The 857-nt window shown below is 46.1% G+C and carries 1 protein-coding gene; it reads right to left on the bottom strand.

Features of this window, described 5'->3' with window-relative positions:
• Window positions 1-857, bottom strand: an 857-nt coding sequence (locus R7Q46_RS25975; protein WP_318078055.1) for a PLP-dependent aminotransferase family protein, incomplete at both ends; no start/stop codon positions are given.

Genomic DNA, 857 nt, shown 5'->3' with positions numbered 1-857 from the left:
AGCAGTTCAATGAACGCGGATTGTCGCTGCTCAAGATTCTTTCGAAGTTTTCTAAGGTGATTATCATAGCTGTCATTTTGCAAATAATGCGCGATACCTTGTTGGATAGGCGCACTACCTGACAAAGTCGAGATAAGTTGCAGTTTTTGCAGATGCTCATTAAAGCGCTTGTTGACCACCCACCCCAGCCGATAACCCGGGCAAAGACTTTTTGAAAATGATCCGCAATGCAACACGCGATCTTGGGTATCAAAAGTTCTCAGCGAACTTGGTTTCTTGTTAGAAAAATAGAGCTCTGAATACACATCGTCTTCAATCAAATACACATCGTGTTTATCAGCAAGCTCGACGATGCGCTGCTTCTGCTCATCGTTTAATGACATTCCGGTTGGGTTGTGGAAATTCGTCATCAACCAACACGCGCGAACATCATGGTCAGTAAAAGCCGCTTCAATTTGTTGCAATGAGTGCCCGGTGCGCGGGTCTACTGAGATTTCTATCGCCTTTAAGCCCAAACGTTCTATCGCTTGAAGCGCTCCGTAAAATGTTGGCGATTCAACCACGATAGTATCTCCCGGTTGTGTCACGGCCTGAAGGCTCAAATTCAACGCTTCTAACGCCCCTGAAGTAATGACAATGTCATCATGGGTTAACACCATACCTTGTTGAATGTAACGTTGAGCAATCAAACGACGCAGTGATTCAGAGCCTGGCGGTAAGTTATCCAATAGCGTCTCTGGTCCCATCTTCCTACCAGAACTGGCCAGATTGCGATTCAACGCATCCAATGGAAACAACGCAGGATCTGGAAAGGCAGATCCGAACTTCATCGCATCCGGTGACGCTTGATTTTTGAG

This window comes from Vibrio sp. 811, from assembly GCF_033339195.1.
The sequence above is the reverse complement of the archived record's forward strand: the minus strand, read 5'-3'. Positions and strand labels throughout refer to the sequence as shown.